The organism is Paludisphaera soli (genome assembly GCF_011064595.1).
Lineage (GTDB): Bacteria > Planctomycetota > Planctomycetia > Isosphaerales > Isosphaeraceae > Paludisphaera > Paludisphaera soli.
The window spans coordinates 1-22,111 of the sequence record NZ_JAALJI010000026.1 but is presented as its reverse complement, the minus strand read 5'-3'; the positions used below and the strand labels follow the sequence as shown (position 1 = coordinate 22,111).

Here is a 22,111-nt window from a genome sequence, read left to right as displayed (position 1 = left end):
CTTGCGCGAAGAATTCATGAACCCGCGTCGTCGAGGGGCACCGCGAAGGCCTCGGCCATGAGCACGGCCGACCGGGCGAGGAGCTTCGCCCCGAGCGTCAGGGCCCGCTCGTCGATGTCGAAGGACGGCGAGTGCAGGTGGTGCGCGGGGTTGCCAGGCGTCGCCGTGCCGAGGCGGAGCAGGCAGCCGGGGGCCTCCGCCAGGTAGCCCGAGAAGTCCTCGCCCCCCATGCTGGGGAGGCGGATCTCGTCGACGTGGCCGGCCCCGAGGATCTCCGCGGCGGCACGGGTGCAGACGGCGGTGACCTCGGGATCGTTGAACACGCCGTCGGTGCCGTGGCTCAGGGTCAGCTCGATCGACGTCTCAGTCGCCTCGCCCAGGCCGTCGGCGATCTGCTTCAGCCGCTCGGCGACGCGCTGGGTGGCCTGGCGCGACAGCGTGCGGATCGTGCCCCGGAGGACGGCCTCTTCGGCGATGACGTTGCCCCCGGTCCCGGCGTGCAGGCTGCCGAAGGTGACGACGGTGGGGTCGCGCGAGTCGACGCTCCGGGGGATCGCCTGGTAGACCGTCGCGAGGAACTGGGCGGCGGCCAGGAGCGGATCGCTGGCCTGGTGGGGGCGGGCCGCATGGCCGCCGACCCCCCGCACGACGACGTCGAGGTCGTGGCAGAAGGCCGTCATCTCGTGGCGACGGCAGCCGACGCGGCCGACCGGCCGCTCGGGGTCGACATGCAGGGCCGCCACGGCCCGGACCCCCTCCATCGCGCCGGCGGCGACCATCTCGCGGGCCCCCTCGCCCACCTCCTCGGCGGGCTGGAACACGGCCCGCCAGAGGATTCGCGCCGGGAGGACGTCGCGGCAGGCCCAGAGGGCCTCGGCCGCCCCGAGGGCCATCGTCGCGTGGGCGTCGTGCCCGCAGGCGTGCATGACGCCGTCGCGGGTCGACCGATAGGAGACGTCGTCCTTCGCGTCGGCGATCGGCAGGGCGTCGACGTCGGCGCGGAAGGCCACGATCGGCCGGCCGGCGTCGAGGTTACCCGCCAGGATCCCCCGCCGCGAAGGGACCAGCGAGTAGGGAATCCCGGCCTCTTCGAGCCGGTCGGCGAGAAATCGGGTCGTCTGGTACTCCTCGCGGCTCAGCTCGGGATGGGCGTGGAGGTGGCGACGGATCTCCCGAAGCCGATCGGCCCTCGAATCGATCCAGCGGTCCAGGGGGTCTCGCCAGTCGGACATGCTCGTGATGGCCCGTCGAACGGTGTGCGGGGGCGGGGCGGGGATGCGAGGGTCCTCGGGTCGCGGCCGGCGGATTATCGCTTGAGCCACCTCTTCACCCGCCGGAGGGGCCGGGCGACCGCGCCGACCCCCGGGATCTCGTCGAACCACCTCGTCGTGATGTCGCTCTTCGAGGAACGCTGGAGGCCCAGGTTCGGGTTGGCCGCCAGCGTCAGCACGTCGGGGTTTCGCATCCGGAAGAACGTCAGGGCGCCGTCGGCGAACATCGGGCCGCCGTCGGGGTGGCCGGCGGGCCGCTTGTCGACCGACTCCATGAACTCGACGAGGCGAGGCAGGACCGTCCCGTTGACCGCCAGGAAGTGGGCCAGCAGGATCGGGCCGTCGTAGCGCTGGAGCGGGCGGCCGGGGATCGGCTCGCCGAGGTCGTCCAGGCAGTGGCCGAAGTAGGCGAAGCCCCATTCCTCGCGGTCCAGCGCCTCGGCGATGGCCTCGCCCTTGGCGACGAACTCCGGGGAGATCTCCAGGTCGTCCTCCATCACCAGCACGTTCCTCGCCCCCTGGTCGAGCGCCTTGCGGAGGACCGCCGTGTGGCTCAGCAGACCGCCGCGGGCCCCGAGGCTGGCGTACCCTTCTGCCGACCGGGGGCGGGTCGCCGCGTGGAACTCGATGTGCTCCCGCCAATCCACCAGCCCCACGCGACGGAACATGGCCTCCGTCTCGCGCCTGCGGTCGGTCCGGGACGGCAGGTTGATGACGTAACCCCTTGAGAAATAATCGAGGATGCCCATTGCGCGTCCGGATCGGAGGGTCGAGTTGGGGTGCCGCGAGGCGGATCGCGGGCGTGGAGTCGAACAGACCAGGCTACCCGTCGGCGGGGGGAACGACAAGACGGAAGCCGAGGCGGACGCTCGGCGCCGAGATCAGCCGATGCGGCCGGTGATGTACGCCTCGGTCCGCTTGTCCTTGGGGTTGGTGAAGAGCAGGTCGGTGGGGCTGAACTCGACGAGGACGCCGGTGCGCTGGCCGTCGGTCGCGGCCTCGTCGGGCATGAGGCAGGCGGTCATGTCGCTGACGCGGCGGGCCTGCTGCATGTTGTGGGTGACGATCACGATCGTGTAGTCGTCCTTGAGGTCGTCCATCAGGTCCTCGACCCGGGCGGTCGAGATCGGGTCGAGCGCCGAGCAGGGCTCGTCCATCAGGATCACCTCGGGCTCCACGGCCAGCGTCCGCGCGATGCAGAGCCGCTGCTGCTGACCGCCGGACAGCTCCAGGCCGGAGCGATGGATCTTGTTCTTGACCTCGTCCCACAGGGCGGCGCGGCGGAGCGAACGCTCGACCAGGTCGTCCATGTCCCCGCGGTAGCCGTTGATCCGCGCCCCCCAGGCGATGTTGTTGTAGATGCTCTTGGGGAACGGGTTCGGCTTCTGGAAGACCATGCCGATGCGCCGCCGGAGCGCCACGGCGTCGACCTTGGGGCCGGCGATCGACTCGCCGTCGAAGCGGATCTCCCCCTCCATCCGGGCCTCGGCGATCAGGTCGTTCATCCGGTTGAAGCAGCGCAGCAGGGTGCTCTTGCCGCAGCCGGACGGCCCGATCATGGCGGTGATCTTGTGGCGGGGGATGTCGATGTCGATGTGCTTCAGGGCGAGCGAACGGCCGTACCAGATGTGGAGCCCGCGGGTCTGCAGGACCGTCGGATCGTCGGGCCGGGGCGTCGGCGGCGCGAGGTCTGCCGCCTCGGCGTCGGGGACGGGCGGGGCCTGCTGCACGCGGCTCTCGGAGGCGTTCATGGGCGGGTCGCCGGGGTTGGAGGAGGGGGCTCGATCGATCGACTCAGCGGGCGCGACGGAAGCGGTTCCGGATCAGGATGGCGACCGCGTTCATCGACAGCAGCAGCACCACCAGGATCAGGATACCGCCGGCGGCGACCGCCTGGAAATCTCGATTCGGCTCCTTGGCGTAGTTGTAGATCTCCACCGGGAGGGCCGTGTAGCGGTCCAGCGGGCCCCGCGGCGCCCTCAGCAGCGAGCCGGCCGCCCCCACCATGAGGAGCGGCGCCGTCTCGCCCACGGCCCGCGAGAGCCCCAGGATCGTCCCGGTCATGATCCCCGGCAGGGCCGCCGGCAGGACGTGGCCGCTGATCACCTGCCACCGCGTCGCCCCCAGGGCCAACGCCGCCTGGCGGAGCGAGGAGGGGACCGTCCGCAGGGCCTCCTGGGTCGTGATCACGATCGTCGGCAGGATCAGCAGGCCGAGCGTCAACACGCCGGCCAGGAGCGACGGCCCCAGCGCCAGCCCGCGGACCCCGAAGGCCCGCACGAACAGCGCCAGCCCGAGGATGCCGTAGACGATCGACGGGACGCCCGCCAGGTTGGCGATGTTGGTCTGGATGATCCGCCGGATCCGCCCCGCCGGCAGGTATTCCTCCAGGAACACCCCGGCGCCGATCCCCACCGGGATGCCGATCGCCGCGACCAGCCCCAACAGCCAGAGGCTGCCGATCACCCCGACGTGGTAGCCGGCGACGGCCGGGTCGCTCGACTGCCGGTTCGCCAGGAGTCGCCCCAGCAGCGCGGACAGCTCGCGGAGGTTGGCCCCGAGGTCGTGCCAGGGCGAGTGGGGGGGCCCGGAGAGCGCGGCCGCCAGGATCGCCCCCATCAGCACCGTGAGCACGACGACGCCGGTCAGGGTCGCCACGAAGCAGGCCGCGCCGAAGACCGGCCCCAGCCAGCGCCGCATCCGGCGGTGCGGTCGGAACGAGTCGGCCGCCGCGTCGCTCATTGGTAGACCTCGCGGTAACGCCTGAGCACCAGGCTGGACAGGATGTTGAGCGTCAGCGTGATCCCGAAGAGCGCCAGCCCGACGGCGAAGAGCGAGAGGTACTTGGGCGTGCCGTACGACGCCTCGCCGCCGATGACCTGGACGATGTAGGTCGTCATCGTCTCGACCGAGGTCAGCGGGTTGAGCGTGATCTGGGGCATCATGCCCGCCGCCAGGACCACGGCCATCGTCTCGCCCACCGCCCGGCTGATCGCCAGGATGAACGAGGCCACCACGCCCGAGAGCCCGGCCGGCAGCACGATCCGCGTCGAGACCTCGAACTTCGTCGCCCCCAGCCCGTAGGCCGCCTCGCGGAGGCCCTGGGGGACGGCGGAGAGGACGTCCTCGCTCAGCGACGAGACTAGCGGGACGATCATCACCCCCACGACGATGCACGCCGAGAGCGCGTTGAACTGCTCGACCCGGAAGCCGAGCGGCTCCAAAACCGTCTTGAGTAACGGCGTGATCAAAAGCAGGGCCAGGTAGCCGTAGACGATCGTGGGGACGCCGGCGAGCAGTTCCAGGGTCGGCTTGAGGACCGCCCGGACGACTCGGGGGGCGTACTCGCTCAGATAGATCGCGCTCATCAGGCCGATCGGGAGGGCGATGAGCGACGACCCCAGGGCGATCAGGAAGGTCCCCCAGATCAGCGGCAGGATGCCGAACTTCGGCGGCGAAGCCTCGGGCTTGAGCACCGTCCCGAACAGGAACTCGCCCACGCCGATGCCGGCCTTCAGGAAGAACTCCACGCTCTGGACCGCCAGGACCAGCAGGATGCCGATCGTCGTCAGGACCGTGACGAGGCCGCAGGCGGCCAGCAGCACGGGGGCGAGGACCTCGGCGAGGGCCGAGATCCGAGACTGCCCGCCCCACGCGTCGACTTCCGGCGGGGGGGTGTTCGGCGGAGTCGACGCGTCTTGAGTCATGATCGTGTCGGAAGGGCCGGGGACGGGACGGTCTTCAGGGGGTCGCTCGCTCACGGGGTCGCGGGCGCCGGGGCGGACGTCGGCGTCGGATCCGGCGCCGCGGCGTCCCCCGCCGACATGGGCCGGGCGAGCGCCGTGCGGTTGGCGAGGTCGTCCTGCGGCGTCGGTGGATCGTAACCGCCCTTCACGGCGAGCGTCGAGATGTTGTCGAGGTAGAACTTCAGGAATCGCCCCACCTCGGGCCGCCGCGTCGCCGAGTTCTTGACGAACAGGTAGAGCGGGCGCGAGAGCGGGCGATAGCTCTTGTCGGCGATGCTCTCGGGGCTGGGGAGGACGGCCGGGGCGTCGGGCCCGGCCTGCACGGCCAGGGCGTGCAGGCGTTCGCGGTTGGCCGCGTAATAGGCGTAACCGAAGTATCCGAGGCCGTCCGGGTCGCCGGCGACGCCGTTGATCAGGATGTTGTCGTCCGAACTCTGCTGGACTCCCTCGCGCTGGCTCCCCGCCTTGCCGACGATCGCCTCGGTGAAGAACTCGAAGGTGCCGGAGTCGTTGTCGGGCGAGTACAGGACGATCTTGCGGTCGGGCCACGAAGGGTCGAGGTCCTTCCACGTCCGGACGGTCGAGCCGGGCTCCCAGAGCTTCTTGAGCTGCTCGACGGTGAGGGACTTGGCGAAGTCGTTCTTGTCGTTGGTCGCCAGGGTGATGCCGTCGTAGCCCACGATCAGGCGGGTCCACTCGATGCCCTGGCTCTTCGCCTTGGATTCCTCGTCGGGCTTGGCGTCGCGCGAGGCGTCGACGATGTCGACCTCGCCCTGGAGATAGCGGCTGAAGCCGCCGCCGGTGCCGTGGTTGTCGACGACCACCGTGACGTCCGGGTCGACCTCGGCGAAGGCCTCCTGGGCCGCCTTGCTGATCCGGAAGACGGTGCTGGAGCCGTCGATGATGATCGTCTCCGTCGGGGTGACGTCGCCGCCGCCGCACCCGCCTACGACCGCCAGGGCCGCACCGAGGGCCGGGAGCCAGGCTCGTTCGCGCCAAGACCGCATGGGTCGCTCATCCTCGTGTCAGGGAGGGTTCGAGGACGCGCCGCCGCTCGGCGGCCCGCCCGTTCGCTTCCGCTTCAGTCTAACCGGCGATCGTGAAGAATCCATGAAGCCGCCGTGAGGATGTCCCGCGCCCCGACCGCCTTGCGAAGTTCCGGGGCGATTTCGAGGCGGGCGGGATACACTTGAGATGTGGGGACGCGGAGTGGCTCATCTCGGGACGGCTGGACGGCACGCCATGATCGAAGTCAACGAACGGGTGTCGCTCGACGAGGGGGAGCTCGACTTCGAGTTCATCCGATCCTCGGGCCCCGGCGGCCAGAACGTCAACAAGGTCTCCACGGCCGTCCGCCTGCGGTTCGACGCCACGAACTCGCCGTCGCTGCCCGAGGATGTGCGCCGGAGGCTGTTCACGCTGGCGGGGCGTCGGATCGGTGCCGACGGCTTCCTTTCGATCCTCGCCCAGGCCGGGCGGACCCAGGAGACGAACCGACGCGAGGCCGTCGAGCGCCTGGTCGAACTGGTCGCCAAGGCCTGCGAGCGCCCCAAGCCGCGACGCCCGTCGCGGCCGACCCTCGGCTCCCAGAAGCGCCGGCTGGCGTCCAAGAAGAAGCACAGCGAGACCAAGGCCCGCCGCAAGGACCCCGGCCCAAACGGGGAGTGACCCCGGCCCAACTCAGGTGGGGACGACCCGGGCTTCCCGGGCGGCCGCGGCCAGCGTCGGCCCGCCTTCCTCGCTTCGGAGCCGCAGCCAGAGGGCCGCGCCGGCCGCGCAGAGGGCCAGGCTGATGAGCTGCGAGATCGTCAGGCCGGCGACCAGGCCCGGGTCGTCGCCGCGGAGCATCTCGACGGGCCACCGGCTGATCGGATAGGCGATCATCAAGAGCGCCATCACCTGCCCCGGCCGACGCCGGAACGGGAAGTAGGCCGTCAGGGCGACAAGGAGCGCGAGGCCTGCGAACGCCGCCAGGAGCTGGGTCGGGTGGACCGGCAGCGACCAGGCGGCCTCGGGCGGGATCAGGCCGAGATCGACGTGCTCGGCCCAGGCGTGCGAGCCGGCGGGGAAGCGGACGCCCCAGGCGGATTCCGTCACCGCGCCGTGGCAGCAGCCATTAAGGTGGCAGCCGATCCGGCCGAAGAAGGCCCCGACCGCCAGCGCCGGGGCGACGACGTCGGCCATCTTCAGGAACGGGAAGGGCTTTCGCCGGTGGTACAGCAGCGTCCCGCCCAGGCCGCCGAGGATGCAGCCGTAGAAGACCCCGCCCCCTTCCCACACCCGGAACAGGTCGAGCGGCGATCGGAGCGACTCGGGCCAGACGAGGACGTAGAGGGCCCGCGCGCCGACGACGCCCCCCAAGAACAGCCAGGTCGCCAGCTCATAGACGACGTCGGCGTCCATCCCCTCGCGACGGGCCCGCCAGACCGAGATTCCCAGGGCCGAGGAGCAGGCCAGGGCCATCATCAGGCCGTAGGCGTGGACCTTGAAGCCCAGAAGTTCGAACAAGATCGGTTGCATGCCCGCATCCTTTCGGCCAGGACGGCCGACGCGCCTCGTGCGCGCCGGCGATCGCCGGGAGGATGCCAGGGGCCCGGGAGACGGGCAAGGCCAATCGATCAGGAGTTCAGCACGACCAGGCCGGGGGTCTTGATCTTGGAGCCGGCCGTCCAGCGGCCCCCTTCGCGGCGGATCTCGCGGTAGAGGGTGTCGCGCTCGATGGGGACGCGACCGGCCTCGGCGATCAGGCGGCGGATCTCGTCGACCGTCACTTCCTGGGGGGTCTCGGCCCCGGCCTCGTGGTAGATCTTCTCGTGGACTACGGTGCCGTCGATGTCGTCGGCCCCGAACGCCAGGGCGACCTGGGCGGTCTTGAGGCCGAGCATGACCCAGTAGGCCTTGATGTGCGGGAAGTTGTCCAGCATCAGCCGGCTGATGGCCATCGTCTTCAGGTCCATCATCCCCGAGGGTTTGGGGATGTCGGCCATCTCGGAGTTGTCCGGGTGGAAGGCCAGCGGGATGAAGGTCTGGAAGCCGCCGGTCTCGTCCTGCAGCTCGCGGAGGCGGACCATGTGGTCGATGCGGTGGACCGGGCCGTCGATGTGGCCGTAGAGCATCGTGGCGTTCGAATGCAGCCCCAGTCGGTGGGCGGTGCGGTGGACGTCGAGCCATTGCTCGGTCGTCGCCTTGGCCCCGCAGATCTTCTCGCGGACCTCGGGGTGGAAGATCTCGGCCCCGCCGCCGGGGAGGCTCCCCAGGCCGGCGTCGATCAGGCGCTTCAGCACTTCCTCGGTCGAGACGCGGGTGATCCTGGCGAAGAACTCGATCTCCACGGCGGTGTACGCCTTGACGTGGATCTCGGGGGCGACATCCTTGATCCAGCGGATGACGTCGCAGTAGTAGTCGAGCTTGAGCTTGTGGTGCAGCCCGCCGACGATGTGCATCTCGGTCGCGCCGCGGGCGCTCGCCTCGCGGGCCCGCTCGGTCACCTGGTCGCGGTAGAGGACGTAGGCCTTGGGCTCGTCCAGGTCGGCCCGGAACGCGCAGAAGTCGCAGGTGTAGACGCAGACGTTGGTCGGGTTGATGTGGGTGTTGACGTTGTAGAACCCGAGGTTGCCGTTCTTCCGCTCGCGGACGAGGTTGGCCAGCGCCCCCAGCTCCAGGATGTCGCTCGACGCCTCCATCGCCAGGCCGTCTTCGAAGCTGAGCCGCTCTCCGGCCTCCACCTTCTCGCGAATCACCTTCAGACGAGCGACGTCGTCGGCCATTGCAGCTCCCATCCTCGAATAGCGGTTCGGCCCGCGAGCCCGGGCGGTTTCTGGAATTTTAGTCCTGATTGAATCCTACGGCAACGTCTGCCGCGACATTGCCGCGGGAGGGGCCGAACCCATCGCGTCAGACGATCAGGTCGAGGATCGTGACGGCCAGCAGCCCGACGCTGATGATGACGTTCACGTGGAAGAAGGCCACGTTGACACGGTCCAGGTCGTCCGGCCGCACCAGGGAGTGCTCGTAGACCAGGAGCGCGGCGGCGGCGGCTACCCCCGCGTAGTAGATCGGGCCCAGCGGGTAGAACAGCCCTAGTCCGACGAGGGCGACGACCATCAGGGCATGGCAGAAGGCCGCCAGCCGCAGGGCCCCGGCCGCCCCCAGCCGTGCGGGCACGCTGTTCAGGCCGACGCTCCGGTCGTACTCGGCGTCCTGGCAGGCGTAGATCAGGTCGAAGCCGGAGACCCACCAGAAGACGGCCAGGCCGAGCAGGACGGGAGCCCAGGCGACGTCGCCCCGCAGCGCGATCCAGGCGGCGATCGGCGAAAGGCTCAGCGAGGCCCCCAGCCAGAAGTGCGCCAGGCTGGTGAACCGCTTGGTGTACGAGTAGGCCAGCAGCCAGAGCAGCACCGGGACCGAGAGCCGCAGCGGCCAGGGGTTCGGCAGGAAGATCAGGGTCGAGGCGACGAACGCCCCCGCGCAGGCCAGGGTGAACAACGCCACGGCCGCCGGCGAGAGCGCCCCCCGGGGGATGTGCCGGCCGGCGGTGCGGGGGTTTTTGGCGTCCACGTCGCGGTCGACGAGCCGGTTGAACGCCATGGCCGCCGAGCGGGCCGTCGCCATGCAGAGCAAGATTCCCAGCCAGTCGCGGGGCCTCCCCTCCAGTCCGTCCGATCCCCAGGCCGCCAGCACGGCCCCCAGCAGGGCGAACGGCAGCGCGAACAGCGTGTGGCTGAACCGTACCAGCTCCAGATAGTCGCGGACGCGCCGCAGTGCGATCGACATGACGTTTAGCGAGCCTCCCGGGCGCGTCCCGAAGCCTGATCCACGCCGAAAACGCGGGTGACGAACCAGTCCCCCAGGGCCGGGAACGCCCAGGCCAGCGCCCCCATCGCCCGGAACGGCCAGACCATCCGGCGTCGGACGGAGAGCCGACGCTTCGGCCGCGACAGCAGGCCGACGACCCGCCGCGCCACGTCGTCCACGTCGGCGGTCATCCAGCCCGAGGGGGTTTCGACCACCGGGTGCGGCCGGGCCCCGTCGCGGGCGAGCTTCTGGAAGGCGTCGGAGAACTCGGTCTTGATGGGCCCCGGCTCGACGAGGCAGACGGTCACGCCGTCGCGCTCCAGCTCGCGGCGGATCGCGTCGTTCCAGTAGGCGAGCCCGGCCTTGGTCGCGCCGTAGGCCCCGAGGGCCGAGTTCGCCACGCAGGTGATCGCCGAGCCGATGTTGATCACCGTCCCCCGCCTCGCGGTGAGCGTGCCGACTAGATGCCGCGTGAGCAGGATCGGGGCCGTGAGATTGACCGCGACCTGCCGCACCAGGTCCTCGACGGGCGAATCCGCGAACAGGGTCGGCAGGCCGAGGCCGGCGTTGTTCACCAGCACGTCGACGCCGCCGAACCGCGCGACCGCCTCTTCGGCCGTCCTCCTGCACGCGTCGGCTTCGGAGAGGTCGGCCGAGATCGTCAGGACCTCGACGCCGGGAGCCACCCCTCGCAGCTCGGCTGCGAGCGCGTCCAGGCGGTCGGCCCGGCGGGCGACCAGGACGAGCGCCCGGGCCTCGCCCCGGCGGACGACCTCGCGGGCGATCGCCGCGCCCAGCCCGGCCGATGCGCCGGTGATCAGCACGACCCGGCCGGCGGCCAGGCTTGAGGAGGGGTCGGCCATCAGTCGGCCCCCTCCCCTTCGCCCCATCGCGGGATCAGGCGGTTGGCGACTCCGAGCTGGTCGCAGATCCGGCCGACGACGAAGGCGACCATGTCCTCCAGCCCCTTGGGTCGGTGATACCAGGCGGGCGCGGCGGGGAGGACGATCGCCCCGGCGCGGGTGACCTGCACCATGTTCTCCAGGTGGACGAGGCTCAGGGGGGTCTCGCGAGGCACCAGGATCAGCTTGCGACGCTCCTTAAGGTGGACGTCGGCCGCGCGGGTGATCAGGTTCGTCGTGATGCCGTGGGCGATCGAGCCCAGCGTGCTCATGCTGCAGGGGACGACCACCATGCCGGCGGTCAGGAAAGACCCGCTGGCGATCCCCGCCGAGAAGTTCCGGTGGTCGTGGTAGACCAGCTTCCCAGGCCCAGGCTCGTCGAGCAGATCCTCGGCCCGGAAGGCGTCGAGCGAGGGGGCGCGGCCCACCTCGGCCCGGAAGACCTCGACGGCGCTCGGGCTCATCGTCATGTGGACCGTCCGGCCCAGGCCCAGCAGCGTCCTGAGCAGGGCCAGGGCGTAGAGCGCGCCGCTGGCTCCGGTGATCGCCAGGACGAGGGGAGGCTCGGTCGTCATGATCGGGCGGCCGGCTTGACGCCGACGTAGAGCGTCGCGATCCCGAAGGTCAGCGGGTGCATCTCCAGGTCGACGAGCCCTCGCGAACCCATCAGGTCCAGCAGCTCCTGGCCGTCGGGGAACTCCAGGACCGTCTTCGGGAGGTAATGGTAGGCCGAGTCCTGGTTCGGGGCGATCGCCTGGCCGATCCGGGGGAGGATCTTGCGGAAGAAGCCGAGATAGATCGGCCCCAGGACGCGGCCCCGGGGGCGGGAGAACTCCAGGACGGCCACCTTGCCCCCCGGCTTCGCCGCCCGGATCAGCTCGTCCAGCCCGGCGACCGTGTCGCGGACGTTCCGGAGGCCGAAGGCCACGCTGACCACCCCGAAGGTGTCGCTGGGCACGGGCAGATGCTGGGCGTCCCCCTCGACCAGCGTCACCAGGCCTTCGGCCTTGGCCTTCCGGACCTTCTTGTCGCCGACGAGGAGCATCTCGCGGCAGAAGTCGGCCCCCACGATCGGCGACCGGCCCTTCCCGGCCTTGTGGTACTCCAGCGCCAGGTCCGCCGTGCCGGTGCAGCAGTCGAGGACCGGCACGCCCGGCGACGGGGGGACCGTCCGCGTGGTGAAGCGCCGCCAGGAACGGTCGATGTTCAGGCTCAGCAGGTGGTTGAGCAGGTCGTACCGCTTGGCGATCGACGCGAACATCCGCCGGACGCGCTGGTTCGACTTGTCCTCGGACGAGGTCGGTGTGAGCGGGGGCGTCGCGGTTTCGGAGGTGGGCACGGGGCGTCGTCCGGGGGGTCCTGGGTTTCGATCCTGTCTGAACACATTGTCGCGGCGAGCCCGCCGATCGGCAAGGTGAGCCGCCCGAAAGCCCGGATTCACGCCAGGTCGCGCGCGGCCTCGGCCCAGACTCGATCGGCCTCCCCCGGCGACGAACCGCCGCCTCGAAGGAAATACGATCGGACGTCCGGGCGGCCGAGCGCGACCAAGACCAGGGTCGGGGCGATCAGGCTTAGGGCGAGGACCGGCTCGCGGACGCTCGTCAGCCCGATCCAGGCGAGCCCCTCGGCCAGGCCCAGGCAGGCCAGGGCGGTTAGGGCCGGCCGAGCCCGAGGATGACGCCGGACCGTCGCCACGCAGGCGGCGATCGTCGCCGCGGCCCGGGTCAGGGCCCAGAGGTTCAGGAGCCGCAGGGCCCAGCGGGCGCGTTCGCCCCGGAAGACCAGGCCGTTGCCGAGGGCCCGAAGGTCGTCGATACGGCCCCGAAGCTCGCCGATCCCGCCGATCTCCACGAAGCTCATCCCGCCGGGGGTCACGGAGATCGTCCCTCCCGACGAATAGCCTCCCCCCGGCCCGTCGCCGCCGCCGATCCGATATCGGATGTGCCCCCAGTCCCCCCAGACGAGCGGGATCGCCCCCCGGGCCGTCCCTTCGCCGAGGATCACGGCGAGGTCCTCGGCGGCGTCGGGCCGGGACAGTCGGCGAAGCTCGGCGATCGCCAGCAGGCCGCCCCCGACTCCCGTCCAGAGGCCGAGATAGACGATGGCCCGGACCTGCCAGGGGATCGCCGGCCAGTCGCCCGCCCCCTTCGCGTCCCAGGATTTCATCGCCGCGTCCCCCGGGGCCTGCCCGGGCTGCCCGGCCCCCTCCATCCCGGCCCGGAGGAGCGAGACGACGTACCGGGCCTCGTCCCGCGACAAGGCGTCGCCGAACCGGACCGTCTCTCCCCGGCACCCGAACCGGATCGTCGGCCGTCGGAACGGATTCCAGCCCCGAATCGACCGGAGCAGGCCGCCCTGCCCTCCGACGGAGCCCACTTCGCCGGCGATCAGGGCCCAGAGGAGGGGCGTGGACCGCCCGCAACCCAGGTCGCGGACCTCGGAGAGCGGATGGCTCTCGTGGCCGCGTTCCGACCCCGGGCGCCGGATCCCGATCCAGCCCCCCCGCAGGACGACGACCTCGGTGATGCGGAACTGCTCGCGGACCGTGCGGACGAGGACGATCGCCAGGAAGCCGAGACACCCCGTCAACGCCAGGAGCCCGAGATCCCCGACGCTCAACTCGCCCGCGGACGCCCGGGGGGGCGGGGCGATCTGGATCCGGATCCCCCCCGCCTTCTCGCGGACGACCGCAATCCGGCCGACCCCTTCGCGGGTCCGGACTCGGACGACGTCCCCCACGCGACGGAAGACCAGCGGATCGGACGCCCCCGCCGATTCCCCGGGACCGGCCTTCGCGTCGCAGACGGCCGAAGCGTTCCCGAGGCCGGCCGGCCCCCGGAGCCCCAACTCGACGAGCCGCAACCAGGCCAGGAGCTGGCTCAATCCCACCAGAAGAATAGTCGCATAGACGCGGGCCAGGTCCGCGATCAGCCCCCCGGATGGGGGACGGAGCACGAGGGGGGCCAGCGGAGCGGGCGCGAGGCGGGCCAGCAGGAGCCGCGAGTGGCCCCAGATCCCGGCCCCCGAAGCGTCGTCGGGCCGACCGGCGTGAGCCAGGCCCTCGGCCTTGACCGCCTTGACGGCGGCCGTCCCGGGCTCGTCGAAGTCGGGGTCGTGCAGGGAGGCCGGCGGCGACTGGGACATGGTTGCTCCTCGGTCGGGAGCCGAAACGGGACGCGGGAGGCGGGACGCGTCAGTGCACCAACGGGGGGAGAGGATTCCGCGGCCATCGTATCCCGGCGCGGGCCCCGAATCCAGCCGCATCGAGCGATGGCGATCCGACGAATCTACGGACGCCTTGCGTCGGCCGAAGGTTCAGGGGGTCCACCCCAGCTCGCCCGCGGTCAGGGGGTCGACCCGGAGTTCGGAAAGCCGCTCGGTGTCGAGGCGCATCACGTCGCGGCGGGTCACGGTGCGGGGAGGGAAGTGGGAGAGCGGCCAGCCGTACTTGTCCTGGGCGCCGAAGAGGTGGAGGACCTCGTGGGCGAGCACCGCCGCGCGGGGGGCGGGGGGGCGGATCAGGGGCTCGGTGAAGTTGGCCTGGCGGGCGTGGCAGAAGGCCAGGCCCACGCCGTCCAGCTCGGTCCGATCCAGCGGCACGGCGAACGACCGCCCGGCCAGCCGCAGGTGCAGGAGCCAGGCCGCGGTCGATCCGGGGAGCCTCGCGGCGACCTCCTGGACGAAGTCCACCGCGTCGCGGAATCCCAGCTCGGCGGCGGCCCGGCTCATCAGGGTCAGGGCGCGGACGGTCATGTCGGCCTCGAACAGGCCGACCTCGCCGCCGCTCTGGGCGACCACCATGTCCACCTCGGGGGTCGTCTCGCCGTCCACCTGAAAATACACCTCGGCCGTCCCCACGCCGAGGCTCGCGCCATACCGGCCGGCCTCCTGCTCCATCCACCTCGCCGCGCGGTCGAGGGCCGCCAGGTGCCGGGCGACCTCCTCCTCGCTCCAGCCCACGCCGTCGGCCCCGACGAACAGAGAGACCAGCGCGACCCGCCCCCGCAAAGGCGGGCAGGCGACCCGCCGCCAGGGCATCGCCGGCCGCTCGTCGGTCCGCTGGTCGTCGCGAAACGGCCCCACGTAGCGGGAATAGCGAGGGTCGTGCGGGTTCCCTTCCTTCGGCGCAAGGTCAAGGTCCACGACGCCCAGCGCCGGATTGTCGATCGGCCCGGTCGCGACCTCGCGATTCGCCGAGTCGCGCGAGGCTCGCCGGGCCCGCAGTCCCAGCCGGGCCAGTTCGACCGCCAGGAGGGCCATCCCGAGGCCTACCACGACCGCCCAGATCCTCAGGTCGACTTCCTCGCCAGCGGCCCAGGCGAGCGGGATCTGGGCGAATCGGGCGAGTTCGGCCGGCGGCATGCGTCGTCTCATCAGGGGGAAGGGCGTGGCTTCTCGGCAAATCGCCATTTGAAGACTCGGCCCGATGCGGTATCTATCTTTCCTCAAGTCGACGCGCCAGATCCAGGAGGGACGGCGGAACATGCACGAATGGAAGCGATGCCGGGGTTGGTTCGTCTTGATGGCCCTGGCTTGCGCCGGCTGCCGGGACGCCGCGCCCATCGAGGCCCTCCCCGGCCCCCGCGCGACCCTCGACGCTGCGGGCGTCCGGCTCAGCCAGGTGAAGTCGGAACGCGAGCTGACCGCCGCCGCGACCCGCCAGGCCCTGCTCCTCCCGTGGCTCGAAGCCTCGGAACGCGACGCCCTCGGGCGCGACGCCGTGCGGTTCCGGGCCGAGGTCCCGGTGATGGTCGCCGTCGCCGCCCCTCCCAAGTCGCCCCCCTTCTGGCTGGCCGAGCAGGGATTTCGCCCGTCGGGCCTGACGATCGAAGTGGACGGGCTCGCCTGGGACGTGCACCGGAAGACGTTCCCCGCCGGCTGGATCGGCCTGGGGGTCAACGGCCTGGATCGCTCGCCCGAGGCCCACTACGTCGCCTTCGTCCGCCCCTTCCCGGGTCGCGAGGCCCTCGATCCGGCCGCGCTCGCGCTGGTCGCGGACGAGGGAGCGACCTGGAAAGCGGTCGTCGCCCGCGACGGCGTGAGCGCGTCGAACGACGGCCACCGGCCGATCCGCGCGATCCCCGACGAACTCGACGGCTCGGTCCTGCTCCAGCCCGCCCACGATCGTCGCCACGCGGCCTTGCTGGCCCGTGGACGGGTCTGGAAGACGCATTCCGCCTCCACGAACCTGCCCGACCAGATGGTCGTGAGTTTCGGCGAGGACCCGACGCGGCAGCTCGTCCTGAGCTGGCGGACTTCCCTCCGGGTCACGTCGAGCGTCGTCCGCATCGCCCCGGCGAAGTACAAGACGCCCGAGGACGACCCGACCTCGCCCCCCGACCTGGTCGGCATGCGGACCATCCAGGGGGACGCCCGCCCGATCCGCTGCGACGGCCTGCTCAACGACCCGGTCGTCCTGCGTCACGCCGTCACGGTCGACGGCCTGGAGCCCGACACGACGTATTACTACTCGGTCGGCGACGGCTCTCCGGCCAATTGGGGCTCCTGGCGGACGATCAAGACCGGCCCCGCGCGCCCGAGGCGGATGGAGTTCCTCTACCTCGGCGACGCCCAGACCGGCTTCGAATCCTGGGGGACGCTGCTCACGGCCGCCTCCCGGCGCCACCCCGGCCTGGACTTCATCCTCCTGGCCGGCGACCTCGTCGACCGGGGCAACGAGCGGACGAACTGGGACCATTTCTTCCTCCGCGCGGCGCAGGTGTTCGACCGCGTCCCGCTGATGCCGGCCGCCGGCAACCACGAGTACCTGGACCAGGGCCCCCGGCTCTACAACTCGGTCTTCCGGCTCCCTCAGGACGGCCCGCCGGGCCTGACCCCCGGCCTGGCCTACAGCTTCCGCTACGGCGGCGCCTTCTTCGCCGTGCTCGACAGCACCTCGGCCGTCATGAGCGACGACCAGGCGCGTCGGCAGGCGGAATGGCTCGACGAGGCCCTCGCGAACACCCGCTCCGACTGGAAGTTCGTGATGTTCCACCACCCGATCTACCCCTCCCACCCGACCCGGGACAACCCCGTCATCCGGGAGCACTGGGTCCCCGTCTTCGACCGCCACCACGTCGACATTGTCCTCCAGGGGCACGACCACGCCTACCTCCGCACGCCCCCGATGCGCGGCCATCAGCGGGTCTCGACCTCGGCGGAAGGGACCACCTACGTCGTCGCCGTCTCGGGCGACAAGTTCGTCGACGACCAGCCTTCGCGCGACTACATCGAGGTCGGCCGCACCCGGACCGCAACCTATCAGACCATGGAGATCGACGAGACCTCCCGCCGCCTCACCTACCGCGCCTGGACCCGCGACGGCGAGGTCGCCGACTCGTTCGTCATCGAGAAGCCCGCCGGCCCCGAAACCCTGGTCGAACGACCGAGCGACCCCGAAGTCCGCCAGGCCGCCGGCATCGCCCCGGAACTCCGTTGAACGCCCGGAGCCGCCCGGAAATCGGCTTCGTTCGCGCCGACCCGAAAACGAAGCCGATCGACGTAAAACATTTATCTCCTTGATGTTACCTACTGAGATCGGCCCACGAAATTGGGTTCGTTCGGCGCGCTTTCGAGTCCGATCCGACAGGGCTCCCCGCAGAATTTCGCCGGGGTGACGGCCCCTGGATCGACTGGCCCCGACGCTCGTCCCGATGCGGCGGAATGGCCGAGTCGCGAATCCGAAAATTGGGTCCGTTCGCGCCGACCGAGAACGAACCCAATCGACGCAAGCCATATCGATAAAACAACTTAACATCGCGTTTCGCCCCCGGAGATTGGGTTCGTTCGGCGCGCATTCGCGTGTTATGCGAGTCTTCTCCACGTCGCTTCGGCCGCCGGCGATCCGCCCCGCGCGGAGCATCCCTTATCGTGATCATGGCCTCGGGTCGCGGGATGCATCCGGGCGTCTCCGGGATTGCGCGAGGGCGGCCCCATCCTCGCGGCCGACTCGCTCGGCGAGGGCGCCTTGCGACGCCCTCGCCGCGAGGCCACGATAGGTCGGCCCGGACTCGCCGGGATGGGAATCCGACGGACGCCGACAGGAGACCGACCGATGACCGGAATCCGCCTCGCCGCGATCGCCGCCCTGGGCTTGCTGACGATCTCGGCCGCCCGGGCCGAGGACGCCGACGGCTTCACCCCGATCTTCAACGGCAAGGACCTCGCCGGCTGGACGGTCCCCGAGGGGGACGGCGGCCACTGGAAGGTCGTCGACGGCGCGATCGACTACGACGCCGAGAGCGAGGCGAAGGGGGACAAGAATCTCTGGACCGAGCGCGAGTACGGCGACTTCACGCTCCGGATCGACTGGCGGATCAAAGAGACTCCGTTCATCAACAAGCACATCCCGTACATCCTCCCCGACGGCAGCCACGCCCGCGACATCCACGGCAAGCCGCTCCAGCTCGCGCTGCCGGATTCCGACTCCGGCGTCTTCCTCCGAGGCGACGGGACGTACCAGGCCAACATCTGGTGCTGGCCCATCGGCTCGGGCGAGATGTACGGCCTCCGCACCGACCCCGCCACCTCCCCCGAACTCCGCGCCGCCGTGACCCCCAAGCACCAGGCCGACAAACCCGTCGGCGAGTGGAACACGTTCGAGATCACCGTGAAGGGGAACACCGTGACGACCGTCCTCAACGGCGTCGTCGTCATCGAGGCCGCCGAGATCCCCGACCTCCCCGCGAAAGGCCGCCTCGCCCTCCAGCACCACGGCGCGAAGAACTCCGCCGGCGAATGGACCGGCCCTCCCAGCCTCGTCCAGTTCCGGAACATCGCGATCAAGGAACTGAAGTGAGCTGCGATCGTCGCCTCGTTGTTCCGGTACGCCGCCGATCGGCGAACACGGGCGTCCAGAAGGGTCCTGTCCTATGACGGATCCCGAGCTTTGGAGGGACGCCCGCATCGCCGAGGAAGTCCGACGCTTCGTCTTCGACGACTCATCCGACGAGCCCCAGACACCGGTGCCGGAGGAGTTGCGGGCGCTCGGCGACCGCGTCCACGGCCCGGTGCTCGACCTGCTGGCGGACGAGTCGATCCGCGATCGCCTCGCGGATCGGCCCGGCGGCGTCATGATCTGCGAGGCTCCCTTCGACCGGGCCTGCGACCTGCTCGGGGACGCCCCGCCCCACGAGGCCGCGTCGCGGCTCGCCCCTTTCTTCGTCTATCCTATGCAGGCCGTCCGGGCGAAGGCGGCGCGGATGTACGGCAAGCTCGCGACCGAGGACGCACTCCCCTTCCTGCGCCGGGCGTTTCGAGACCTCGACGAGCGCATGGCCGTTGCGGCGATGGAGGGGCTGCTCGTCGCGGCCCGGCTGGGGCGGATCCCGGAGCGGAGCGTCGCGGAGATGTTCGAGGAGGTCCGGTCGAAGCACGAGACGGCTCGAAGCGGCCGGGACGAGGCGAAGCTCCTGCTGGCGATCGACCGCGAGCGGGCCGTCGAGTACCTGGCCGCCGAATCACGTTGGCAGTCCCCGCCAGACTGGTTCGCCGGCGCCCTCTCGGCCCTCGCCGAGGCCGGCGTCCTCGTGCCGCGAAACCGACTCGTCGATTTCATTCGACGGTTGGAGCCGGGCGGAGACCTGCATCCGGCGGACGGCTTGCTGGCCCCAACACTTCCGCTCCTGGGGTCGCATCGCGATCCGCGCGATCTGGCCGCACTCGAAAGACTGCTGGACGGCCCGGACGAGTTCCCCGCCCAGGGGGCGAGCGAGGGCCTGCTCGCTTATCACGGCCTGCACGATTTGGAGGCGCGGCTCGAACGGAAGCCGAGGGCGAGTCGCACTCGGTACGAGGTCTGGTACGAAGCGGTTATTGCGCTGGACGGATTGGTCGGCAATGGGGGGTTCGATCACTTCTTCACTTGCACGGCCGAGGATGAATGGCACCTGGCGTTGGAGGGTCTGGAGGCGATGGGGTTCGTCGAACGGGCCTCGATCGCCCGGAAGGCCGTCGGCCTCATGGTGGGAGGATGGTGGAGGCCGGCCCGGCGTCGCGCGGACGTCGGACGACGTTGCCGGCGACACGGGCAGGCCCTGGAGGAGCTGGCAGGTCGATGGTACGCCTGCGAGGAGAGCCTCGTCGCCGGGGCGACCCGCTTCGTCATCGCCCACGCCGAGGATTTCCGATAGCCTGGCTTCGGCCCGGTCGCACGGCGGGCGGGACGTCGTAGATTGTAGCGGAGAGCGGCCCGGGTCCGAATTCCGGCGGATTGACAGCGCCGGGCGGGCGTCGGATAGTGAATCCGCGGGGCGGGCGTTCGGTCGAGGCACATCGAGGTTTCCGGCGGCCCTGGGAGCCGGTCGGGGGGAGCGTTTCATGCGTCTGCGACAGGAGGCCCGCCTGGCGGGCGGGGCGTGGCTGGCGTTCTCGACGGCGACCGCCCTCTTGATCTGGCTGGCGGCCGGGGGCGCGGCGAGCCTGTCGGCCCAGGAGCCGGCGAAGGAGGAAGCCCCCGCGGCCGAGGCCCCGGCCGAGCCCGCGCCGGAGCCCGCCGCCGAGGCCCCCGCCCCGGCCGAGGAGGGGGCCGCGCCCGCCGCCGGCGAGGAGGGCTCGGCCCCGGCCGCGCCCGAGAACATGCTCCAGTGGGCCATCCGGGCCTCGGGGCCGATCGGCGTCTTCCTCGTCTTCCTGTCGGTCTATTTCACCGCGCTGGTGATCCGGCTGTTCATCGAGTACCGCGTGAGCGAGGCCGTGCCGCCGCCGCTGGTCGAGAAGCTCGAAGCGGCGATCCGCGACAAGAAGTTCCAGGAGGCTTACGACCTCTGCCGGGACAACGACTCGTTCCTGGCGCGGCTGGTCCGCACCGGGATCGCCAACCTCCCCAACGGCCGGGCCGAGGCCAAGGAGGCGATGGCGACGACCTCGGCCGAGATCGTCACCGAGCTGGAGATGAAGATCAGCTACCTGGCGACCATCGGCACGCTCGGCCCGATGATCGGGCTGGTCGGCACGGTCTGGGGCATGATCGAGAGCTTCCGCGAGATCGCCACCGCCGCCGGCGCCCAGCCCCGCCCCGACAAGGTGGCCGCGGGCATCTCGACGGCCCTGTTCATCACGCTCGAAGGGGTGTCGCTGTCGGTCCCGGCGATCTTCTTCTTCGCCTTTTTCCGCAACCGAGTGGCCGCGATGAGCATCGAGGCCAACCGCGTGGCCGACCGCACGATCAACTCGCTGGTCGCCGCCGCCAAGACCACCTCGACGTCCAAGCCGACCGCCTCCTGAACCGCCCAGCCCAGCCCAGATCGGGGAGTCGCCACGATGAGCGGGGGAGTGATCTCCAAGGAGAAGGCGGAGCCGAACCTGACGCCGCTGCTGGACATCGTCTTCCAGCTCATCACGTTCTTCATGCTCGTGATCAACTTCGCCAGCGACAACTACGACCAGCGGATCAACCTCCCCGACGCCGGCTCCGCCCGGCCGGTGGAGGACGACTCGCGGATCGCCGAGGACCGCCTGGTCCTCAACGTCGACTCCGAGGGCCGGCTGCTGCAAGGCGACGAGGCCCAGGGGATCGACCAGGCCGTCCAGACGATCCGCCACCAGGCCGACCTGGTGAAGCTCGGCCTCAAGGCGTCGGGCGTGAAGTTCGACCCGGCGGCCGCCGGCCTGCCGACCACGATCATCCTCCGCGCCGACAAGGAGACGACGTTCGGCTCGGTCCTGGGGATCATCAAGGCCTGCCAGGCCCAGGGCTTCCGCAAGTTCGCCCTCAAGGCCATGATCCGAAGCTGACCGCCGCCGATCGACCGATCCATCCAGCCATCCGAACGCGAGCATCAGACCGAGACCAAGGGGGACGCGCCGTGCGACGTCGACGCGGAGGGATCGAGATGGAAGGGCCGGACGTGCCGGTCGCGCCGATGCTCGACATGGCGTTCCAGCTCCTGACCTTCTTCGTGCTGACTTACCGCGCCGCGCCGGTGGAGGGGCAGTTCGTGATGAACCTGCTCCCCCCCCAGCCCGCGACGGCCATGGCGGCCGCGCCGGCCGACGCCGCCGCTTCAAACGAGCTGCCGGCCACCCTGCGGACGCTCCCGGTCGTCCTCCGGGCCGACGACGCCGGCCGCCTGGTGCAGGTGAACGTGGCCGACGTGGACGTGTCGAACGACCCGGCCGCCCTGCAAGAGGAGCTGGACCGGCACCTCCAGGACCCCGACTCGCCGTTCGACCAGACCCTCATCAAGGTCGACCCGAACCTCCGCTACGCCGAGCTGATGACGGTCATCGACGCCTTCACCAACGCGTTCATCAAGGCGAAGAAGGAGCCCAAGCTGAGCTTCGACGAGCTGCGGGGCGATGAGGGAGGCTGAGCCGCCATGCATGATCGACCGAGCCCGTTCTTCCGGGGGTCGGAGCTGCCCCGCCTGGCCCTGCTGGCGGCCCTGGCCCTCGCCGG

Annotated in this window: 21 protein-coding genes; 7 read left to right on the top strand and 14 right to left on the bottom strand. The window is 70.7% G+C overall.

What is annotated here, in order from left to right; genetic code table 11:
• Window positions 1–14: 14 nt before the first annotated feature.
• The 6 genes from G6O68_RS25020 to G6O68_RS24995 all read right to left on the bottom strand — a co-directional run bounded on the left by G6O68_RS25020 (window position 15) and on the right by G6O68_RS24995 (window position 6,024).
• On the bottom strand, window positions 15–1,232 hold the full coding sequence (locus tag G6O68_RS25020) for a M20 metallopeptidase family protein (RefSeq protein ID WP_165251394.1): 1,218 nt from the start codon (window positions 1,230–1,232) through the stop codon (window positions 15–17).
• 74 nt (window positions 1,233–1,306) lie between these two features.
• Window positions 1,307–2,020, bottom strand: a complete 714-nt coding sequence (locus G6O68_RS25015; RefSeq protein WP_165251393.1) for an LPS biosynthesis glycosyltransferase — start codon at window positions 2,018–2,020, stop codon at window positions 1,307–1,309.
• Window positions 2,021–2,152: 132 nt separating this feature from the next.
• On the bottom strand, window positions 2,153–3,022 hold the full coding sequence (pstB, locus tag G6O68_RS25010) for a phosphate ABC transporter ATP-binding protein PstB (protein ID WP_165251392.1): 870 nt from the start codon (window positions 3,020–3,022) through the stop codon (window positions 2,153–2,155).
• Between the two features lie 43 nt (window positions 3,023–3,065).
• Complete coding sequence (gene pstA, locus G6O68_RS25005; protein WP_165251391.1) at window positions 3,066–4,013, bottom strand: phosphate ABC transporter permease PstA; 948 nt, start codon at window positions 4,011–4,013, stop codon at window positions 3,066–3,068.
• On the bottom strand, window positions 4,010–4,978 hold the full coding sequence (gene pstC, locus G6O68_RS25000) for a phosphate ABC transporter permease subunit PstC (RefSeq protein ID WP_165251390.1): 969 nt from the start codon (window positions 4,976–4,978) through the stop codon (window positions 4,010–4,012). The genes pstA and pstC overlap by 4 nt, the downstream gene beginning before the upstream one ends.
• A gap of 50 nt (window positions 4,979–5,028) precedes the next feature.
• The gene (locus G6O68_RS24995; RefSeq protein WP_165251389.1) at window positions 5,029–6,024 is read right to left on the bottom strand and encodes a PstS family phosphate ABC transporter substrate-binding protein; all 996 of its coding nucleotides are present in this window, start codon (window positions 6,022–6,024) and stop codon (window positions 5,029–5,031) included.
• Window positions 6,025–6,259: 235 nt separating this feature from the next.
• On the opposite strand from G6O68_RS24995, the gene arfB reads away from it, so the two are divergent.
• Window positions 6,260–6,685, top strand: coding sequence for an alternative ribosome rescue aminoacyl-tRNA hydrolase ArfB (gene arfB, locus G6O68_RS24990; protein ID WP_165251388.1), 426 nt, complete (start codon window positions 6,260–6,262; stop codon window positions 6,683–6,685).
• Between the two features lie 12 nt (window positions 6,686–6,697).
• On the opposite strand, the gene lgt is transcribed toward arfB, so the two are convergent.
• From lgt to G6O68_RS24950, 8 genes are all read right to left on the bottom strand, one after another.
• A complete protein-coding gene (gene lgt, locus G6O68_RS24985; RefSeq protein WP_165251387.1) occupies window positions 6,698–7,537 on the bottom strand; it encodes a prolipoprotein diacylglyceryl transferase in 840 nt (279 codons plus the stop codon).
• Between the two features lie 98 nt (window positions 7,538–7,635).
• Entirely contained in the window at window positions 7,636–8,784 is a 1,149-nt protein-coding gene (mqnE, locus tag G6O68_RS24980) for an aminofutalosine synthase MqnE (RefSeq protein WP_165251386.1), read from the bottom strand.
• Window positions 8,785–8,911: 127 nt separating this feature from the next.
• Window positions 8,912–9,790 carry a UbiA-like polyprenyltransferase gene (locus tag G6O68_RS24975; RefSeq protein ID WP_165251385.1) on the bottom strand — a complete coding sequence of 293 codons (879 nt, stop codon included), beginning with the start codon at window positions 9,788–9,790 and terminating at the stop codon, window positions 8,912–8,914.
• Window positions 9,791–9,795: 5 nt separating this feature from the next.
• Window positions 9,796–10,674 (bottom strand): SDR family NAD(P)-dependent oxidoreductase, encoded by an 879-nt coding sequence (locus G6O68_RS24970; protein ID WP_165251384.1) that lies wholly within the window; start codon window positions 10,672–10,674, stop codon window positions 9,796–9,798.
• Window positions 10,674–11,288: a UbiX family flavin prenyltransferase gene (locus tag G6O68_RS24965; protein WP_165251383.1), complete on the bottom strand. Its 615-nt coding sequence runs from the start codon at window positions 11,286–11,288 to the stop codon at window positions 10,674–10,676. Before G6O68_RS24965 ends, G6O68_RS24970 begins: the two co-directional genes overlap by 1 nt.
• A complete protein-coding gene (locus tag G6O68_RS24960) occupies window positions 11,285–12,052 on the bottom strand; it encodes a ubiquinone/menaquinone biosynthesis methyltransferase (RefSeq protein WP_240911500.1) in 768 nt (255 codons plus the stop codon). Before G6O68_RS24960 ends, G6O68_RS24965 begins: the two co-directional genes overlap by 4 nt.
• Before the next feature lie 98 nt (window positions 12,053–12,150).
• Window positions 12,151–13,857, bottom strand: coding sequence for a hypothetical protein (locus G6O68_RS24955; RefSeq protein ID WP_165251382.1), 1,707 nt, complete (start codon window positions 13,855–13,857; stop codon window positions 12,151–12,153).
• A 171-nt stretch (window positions 13,858–14,028) separates the two neighbouring features.
• A complete protein-coding gene (locus G6O68_RS24950; protein WP_165251381.1) occupies window positions 14,029–15,075 on the bottom strand; it encodes a hypothetical protein in 1,047 nt (348 codons plus the stop codon).
• A gap of 64 nt (window positions 15,076–15,139) precedes the next feature.
• Here G6O68_RS24950 and G6O68_RS24945 point away from each other — a divergent pair, with 64 nt between their 5' ends.
• From G6O68_RS24945 to G6O68_RS24920, 6 genes are all read left to right on the top strand, one after another.
• The gene (locus G6O68_RS24945) at window positions 15,140–17,152 is read left to right on the top strand and encodes a purple acid phosphatase family protein (RefSeq protein ID WP_165251380.1); all 2,013 of its coding nucleotides are present in this window, start codon (window positions 15,140–15,142) and stop codon (window positions 17,150–17,152) included.
• Between the two features lie 615 nt (window positions 17,153–17,767).
• Window positions 17,768–18,511, top strand: a complete 744-nt coding sequence (locus G6O68_RS24940; protein WP_165251379.1) for a 3-keto-disaccharide hydrolase — start codon at window positions 17,768–17,770, stop codon at window positions 18,509–18,511.
• A 73-nt stretch (window positions 18,512–18,584) separates the two neighbouring features.
• Window positions 18,585–19,844 carry a DMP19 family protein gene (locus tag G6O68_RS24935; protein ID WP_165251378.1) on the top strand — a complete coding sequence of 420 codons (1,260 nt, stop codon included), beginning with the start codon at window positions 18,585–18,587 and terminating at the stop codon, window positions 19,842–19,844.
• Between the two features lie 187 nt (window positions 19,845–20,031).
• Window positions 20,032–20,937, top strand: a complete 906-nt coding sequence (locus G6O68_RS24930) for a MotA/TolQ/ExbB proton channel family protein (RefSeq protein WP_165251377.1) — start codon at window positions 20,032–20,034, stop codon at window positions 20,935–20,937.
• Between the two features lie 36 nt (window positions 20,938–20,973).
• Window positions 20,974–21,447 carry an ExbD/TolR family protein gene (locus tag G6O68_RS24925; RefSeq protein ID WP_240911498.1) on the top strand — a complete coding sequence of 158 codons (474 nt, stop codon included), beginning with the start codon at window positions 20,974–20,976 and terminating at the stop codon, window positions 21,445–21,447.
• 71 nt (window positions 21,448–21,518) lie between these two features.
• Window positions 21,519–22,025 (top strand): ExbD/TolR family protein, encoded by a 507-nt coding sequence (locus G6O68_RS24920; RefSeq protein ID WP_240911497.1) that lies wholly within the window; start codon window positions 21,519–21,521, stop codon window positions 22,023–22,025.
• Window positions 22,026–22,111 lie beyond the last annotated feature (86 nt).